The sequence below is a fragment of the Streptomyces murinus genome (assembly GCF_002154555.1).
GTDB lineage: Bacteria > Actinomycetota > Actinomycetes > Streptomycetales > Streptomycetaceae > Streptomyces > Streptomyces murinus.
The window spans coordinates 1-5354 of sequence record NZ_MUNF01000143.1; the positions used below are offsets into that span (position 1 = coordinate 1).

The 5354-nt window shown below is 71.9% G+C and carries 6 protein-coding genes; 4 read left to right on the forward strand and 2 right to left on the reverse strand.

Going from position 1 to position 5354, the window contains the following annotated elements; genetic code table 11:
* Positions 1 to 1063 (forward strand): transcriptional regulator (locus CCN72_RS38945; RefSeq protein WP_086807375.1); only part of this gene is annotated, 1063 nt, incomplete at its 5' end.
* 27 nt (positions 1064 to 1090) lie between these two features.
* Here the strand turns inward: CCN72_RS38945 and CCN72_RS11125 are convergent.
* Positions 1091 to 1918 (reverse strand): DUF4253 domain-containing protein, encoded by an 828-nt coding sequence (locus CCN72_RS11125; RefSeq protein ID WP_086807376.1) that lies wholly within the window; start codon positions 1916 to 1918, stop codon positions 1091 to 1093.
* Positions 1919 to 2224: 306 nt separating this feature from the next.
* Between CCN72_RS11125 and CCN72_RS11130 the strand changes: the two genes are divergently transcribed.
* Together CCN72_RS11130 and CCN72_RS11135 are read left to right on the forward strand one after the other, a co-directional pair.
* Positions 2225 to 3238: a glycoside hydrolase family 11 protein gene (locus CCN72_RS11130; protein WP_086807377.1), complete on the forward strand. Its 1014-nt coding sequence runs from the start codon at positions 2225 to 2227 to the stop codon at positions 3236 to 3238.
* 28 nt (positions 3239 to 3266) lie between these two features.
* The gene (locus CCN72_RS11135; RefSeq protein ID WP_086807378.1) at positions 3267 to 4238 is read left to right on the forward strand and encodes a polysaccharide deacetylase family protein; all 972 of its coding nucleotides are present in this window, start codon (positions 3267 to 3269) and stop codon (positions 4236 to 4238) included.
* A 10-nt stretch (positions 4239 to 4248) separates the two neighbouring features.
* On the opposite strand, the gene CCN72_RS11140 is transcribed toward CCN72_RS11135, so the two are convergent.
* A complete protein-coding gene (locus tag CCN72_RS11140) occupies positions 4249 to 4629 on the reverse strand; it encodes a VOC family protein (RefSeq protein WP_086807379.1) in 381 nt (126 codons plus the stop codon).
* A gap of 82 nt (positions 4630 to 4711) precedes the next feature.
* Between CCN72_RS11140 and CCN72_RS11145 the strand changes: the two genes are divergently transcribed.
* Positions 4712 to 5354 (forward strand): helix-turn-helix transcriptional regulator (locus CCN72_RS11145; protein WP_143664080.1); only part of this gene is annotated, 643 nt, incomplete at its 3' end.

Below are 5354 nucleotides of genomic sequence, written 5' to 3' on the forward strand. Positions count from 1 at the left end.
GGCGCCCGCGCCTGAGCCGACCCCGGACCCGGAACCGGAACCGGAACCGCAACCGCACCCGGCATCAACCCCGGCCCCGGAAGCCGCCGTTCCCGGGCCCCGCCCCCGCACCGGCCTCCGCGCAGGCGCCCGTTCCCGCCCCGGCGCCCGCTCCCGCCGCTCCGTCCTCATCGCCGCCGTCACCGGAGCCGCCGTACTCGGCGCCGTGGCCCTCGCGTTCGGGCTGCCCGACAGCGGGCGCCCCGACCAGGGCGCGGCGCCCGCCGGAGCCACCGCCGCCGCCCAGGACCGCGCGCCCACGACCGGTACCGGTACCGCGTCCCGGGGCAGCGGCTCGCCCTCCCCGTCGGGCTCCGCTCGGCACCCCTCGCCCTCCGCCGACCAGGGAAGCACCGCGCGGCCGGACGCCGCCACGAGCGCACCGCCGGGCGGGGCGACCGCGGACGACAAGGAGTCCACGGCCGTCCCCCTCGCGATCACCACCCACCCGTACTCCTGGGAGAGCCCCTGCTTCCAGCACTATCTGATCGACCGCCCGCCCACGGCCGTGTCCCCGCCGCCCGTCGAGAACGACGCGCCCGCGTGGGTGGCCGTGCACCAGGCCGTCTCGGCGGGCGAGCAGTACGTCACGCTCACCGTGCAGGGCAGCGGCAAGCAGACCGTGGTCCTGGAGGGGATGACGGTACGGATGGCGGGCAAGCGCGCGCCGCTCGCCTGGAACGACTACGCCATGGGCTACCCCGGAGTGGGCTGCGGCGGCGGGGTGCCCACCCACTCCTTCACCGTCGCCCTGGACGCCGTACGGCCGGCCGTCCAGCCGGTGGCCGGACAGCGCGGCTTCCCCCTCAGCGTGAGCGAGTCGGACCCCGAGGTCTTCTACGTCACGGCGAACGCCTCGGCGTACGACGTCAGTTGGTACCTGGAGCTGTCCTGGTCCAGCGGCGGCCGGCACGGCACCCTGGAGATCGGTGACAAGGGCCGGCCCTTCCGCACCAGCGGCAGCAACGGGCGCCCCGCCTACGCCTTCCCGCTGGGCGGCGAGAAGTGGGCGCCCGCGCAGTAGTGGCCGACGGCCGTCGTCACCGGTGGGTCAGTCCCACCAGAAGAACCAGGTGGTCTCGCCGACCAGCTCCTTCGCGTAGGCGCGGAGGGTGTCCGCGCCCTGCGTGATGTTGTCCGGGCAGAACGCGAAGTGCTCCGCCGCCACCGCCTCGGCCTCGGCCAGGTCGGTCGGCGGGGCGGCCACGGACAGCAGCAGGGCGTCGAAGCCGAGCGCGACGACCCGTATGCCGAAGCGGTCCTCCCAGGAGCGCAGGACCGCGCACAGCCGCGCCACGTCGTTCTCGTGGTTCAGCGGGCCGCTCCAGCCGATCGCGGCCGGGATGTCGGCGGAGCGGCGGGCGGGGACGAGGGCGAGATGCGGGGCGGGGAAGACGGACTGGCCCTGGTCGGCGGTCAGTTCGTCGGCGGCGTGCGCGGCGCGGGTGCTCGGGTCCGCGCTGAGCTTCTTGGGCGGGGCGAGTCCGGGCCACTCCGGCCCGAACGGCTCCACGAGGTCCCCGAGTCCGTCGTCGGGACCGGACTCCTCGTCGCCCTCCCAGTACTCGGCGAGGACGTCTTCCGGATCGTGGTCCCCCGGGTAGGAGACGTCGTCCGGCATCAAGTCCCATTCCTCCGGCCCGCCTTGGGGACCGCCGGTCTCCACCAGCACCGGCAGCAGCCCGGCGCGCGCGGCCGGGGCGCCGAGGGCGGTCCAGGTGCCGGGGCCGGCCGGTTTGTCCGCGAGCCAGAGCAGCGGCTCGTGATGCGGGCCGTTCTCGGTCGTGTCGAGCAGCCTGCCGGGCGGCAGTTGGAGCCCCAGGCTGCGGCCGCTGGGGTCGGTGGCCAGCCGGGGCAGCGGGTTGGGAAGAGTCGCCATGAGGGTGACTGTAGGGGGAGGGTCTGACAATGGCTCCCCATGGGCTCCGAAACTTTCGAGATGGCCCCATCCTCTCTCGATCTTGCTCTCTCCGCCGTCTCGGAGAAGTCTGTGACGGTCGCGCAAGATGGCCTCTCACCAGCCAAAGCCCTTGAGTGCATGGGACTTTGATGACCCGAATGTTTCGAAATAACTACCGAAACCATTGACTGTCTTTGTATACGCCTCAACACTGATGCACCATCGCGCAGCGCGTCGCTCCACCCTCATCCGGCTCCATCAGATCCATGAGGAGGAAGCACGTCCATGAAGATCCGCAGCCGAAGAGAACGCCGACCCCGGGGCCCTCTCACCTCGCTCTTCCGAGGTGTCTGCGCCGTCGTCCTGCTCGCCGTCGGGGCGCTGACCCTGCCCGGCGCCGGGATCGCCGGCGCCGACACGGTCATCACCTCGAACCAGACCGGTACCGACAACGGGTACTACTACTCGTTCTGGACCGACGGCGGTGGCACCGTCTCCATGAACCTGGGGTCCGCAGGCAACTACAGCACCAACTGGAGCAACGCCGGCAACTTCGTGGCCGGCAAGGGCTGGAGCAACGGCGGGCGCCGCAGCGTGACCTACTCCGGCACCTTCAACCCGTCCGGCAACGCGTATCTGTCGCTGTACGGCTGGACCTCGAACCCCCTGGTCGAGTACTACATCGTCGACAACTGGGGCAGCTACCGGCCCACCGGCACCTTCAAGGGCACGGTCACCAGTGACGGCGGGACGTACGACATCTACGAGACGACCCGGACCAACGCCCCGTCGGTGGAGGGCACCAAGACCTTCAACCAGTACTGGAGCGTGCGGCAGTCCAAGCGGACCGGCGGCACCATCACCACCGGCAACCACTTCGACGCCTGGGCCGGTCACGGGATGAACCTGGGCAGCTTCAACTACTACATGATCATGGCGACCGAGGGCTACCAGAGCAGCGGCAGCTCCAACGTCACCGTGGGCAGCTCCGGTTCGGGCGGCGGTGGCGGCGGCACCGGCGGCGGTGGCACCGGCGGCTGCACGGCGACCGTGACCGCGGGCCAGTCCTGGGACGACCGGTACAACCTGAACGTCTCGGTCAGCGGGGCGAACAACTGGACGGTGACCGCGAACGTCCCGGCCCCGGAGAAGGTCCTGTCGACCTGGAACGTGGCGGCGAGCTATCCCAGTGCCCAGGTGCTGACCGCCAAGTCCAACGGCAGCGGCAACAACTGGGGCCTGACCGTGCAGAAGAACGGCTCCACCACCTGGCCCACGTTCAGCTGTGCGGCCAACTGACGCCGGACCCACAAGGAGGAGCACGCGCATGCGCACTGCCAGACTCGCCGTCGCCGTCGCGGCCGCCCTCGCGGCGGCCACGGCCGGCACTCTGACCGTCGGCGCCGCCCCCTCGCGGGCCGCCACCTGCAACGGGTACGTCGGACTCACCTTCGACGACGGCCCGTCCAACGACCACACCCCGGCCGTCCTCAACGCGCTGCGGCAGAACGGGCTGCGGGCCACCATGTTCAACGAGGGGCAGTACGCGGCGTCGTACCCGGCCCAGGTCAAGGCCGAGATCGACGCCGGGATGTGGGTGGGCAACCACAGCTACACCCACCCGCACCTGACCCAGCTGAGCCAGGCCCAGATCGACTCGGAGGTCTCCCGCACCCAGCAGGCCGTCGCGAGCGCCGGCGGCGGGACGCCGAAGCTGTTCCGGCCGCCGTACGGGGAGACCGACGCGACGCTGAAGGGCATCGAGGCCAAGTACGGTCTGACCGAGGTGATCTGGGACATCGACTCGGGGGACTGGAACGGCGCCAGTACCGACGCCATCGTCCAGGCCGTCTCCCGGCTCGGCAACGGCCAGGTCATCCTCATGCACGAGTGGCCCGCCAACAGCCTGGCCGCCATCCCGCTGATCGCTCAGAACCTGGCGAGCCGCGGAATGTGCCCCGGCATGATCTCCCCCCAGACCGGCCGCGCCGTCGCACCCGACGGAAGCGGTGGCGGCGGTGGCGGCGGCACCGGGGGCTGTACGACGACCGTCACCGCGGGGCAGGTGTGGGACGACCGGTACAACCTGAATGTCGCGGTGAGCGGGGCGAACAACTGGACCGTGACGGCGAACGTCCCGGCCCCGGAGAAGGTCCTGTCGACGTGGAATGTGGCCGCGAGTTATCCCAGTGCCCAGGTGCTGACCGCCAAGTCCAACGGCAGCGGCAACAACTGGGGCCTGACGGTGCAGAAGAACGGCTCCACCACCTGGCCGACGTTCAGCTGCACGGCCAACTGAGGCCGAAGCCCTAGGCCAGCGTCGTGATGCAGAACGGGTGTCCGGCCGGGTCGAGGAGCACCCTCCAGCGCTTCTCGCCCGGCTGGAACCCCGGCTTGGTGGCGCCCAGTTCGAGGATCCGCCGCTCGGCGGCGTCCAGGTCGTCCACCCCCAGCTCGATATGGGCCTGCTTGCCCTGGGCGGGGTCCGGCCAGGTGGGCGGGCGGTAGTCGGCGACCCGGGTGAAGCCGAGGCCGGGGGTGCCCTCGGTGCCGAGCAGGACGAAGTCGTCGGTGGCGAAGAGGGTGCGGTAGCCGAGCAGCTCGCCGTAGAAGCGGGCGAGTCCGGCGGGGTCGGCGCAGTCGAAGGTGACGGCGGCGTAGCGGATGGCGGGAGTGGTCTGCGTAGTCATGAGGGGGACGGTACGACGTGACCAGGACAGGTACGGTCCTGGTTGTGCCGCCGTTGTCCGAGACTCCCCCCGGGACACCCCCGTGCTAGCCACCTCCGCCCGGCTCCTGGGCCTGCTGAACCTCCTCTCCTCCCGCCCCTCGTGGACCTGCGCCGAACTGGCCCGGTCCCTGAAGGTCACCGACCGCACGGTCCGCCGGGACATCGCCCGCCTGCGCGAACTCGGCTACTCCGTCGACTCCGAGGCGGGCCCCTGGGGCGGCTACCGGCTGCGCGCCGGCTCCCGGGTGCCCCCGCTGATCCTGGACGACGAGGAGGCGCTGGCCGTCGCGGTCGGGCTCGGCGAGGCGGCCCTGAACCGCGCCCTGGGCAGCGACCAGGCCGCGCTCTCCGCCCTGTTGAAGCTCCGTACGGTGCTGCCGCGCCGTATCGCGGAGCGCCTGGGCGAACTGGACGACGCCCTCGTCCTGCTCCCCGGCGCGCGCGGCTCGGGGGTCAGCCCCGCGCTGCTGCTGGAGCTGGCGGCCGTGTGCCGGAGAGCGGAGCGGGCCCGGCTGGCGTACACGGACGCGGAGGGCCAGGCCACGGTCCGGGACATCGACCCGTACCGGCTGGTCCACACGGGCAGGCTCTGGTATCTGGTCGCCCGGGACGTGGCCCGCGGCCAGTGGCGCACCTTCCGCGCGGACCGCGTCGACCGCCTCCAGCCCACCGGCCGGCCCGCCG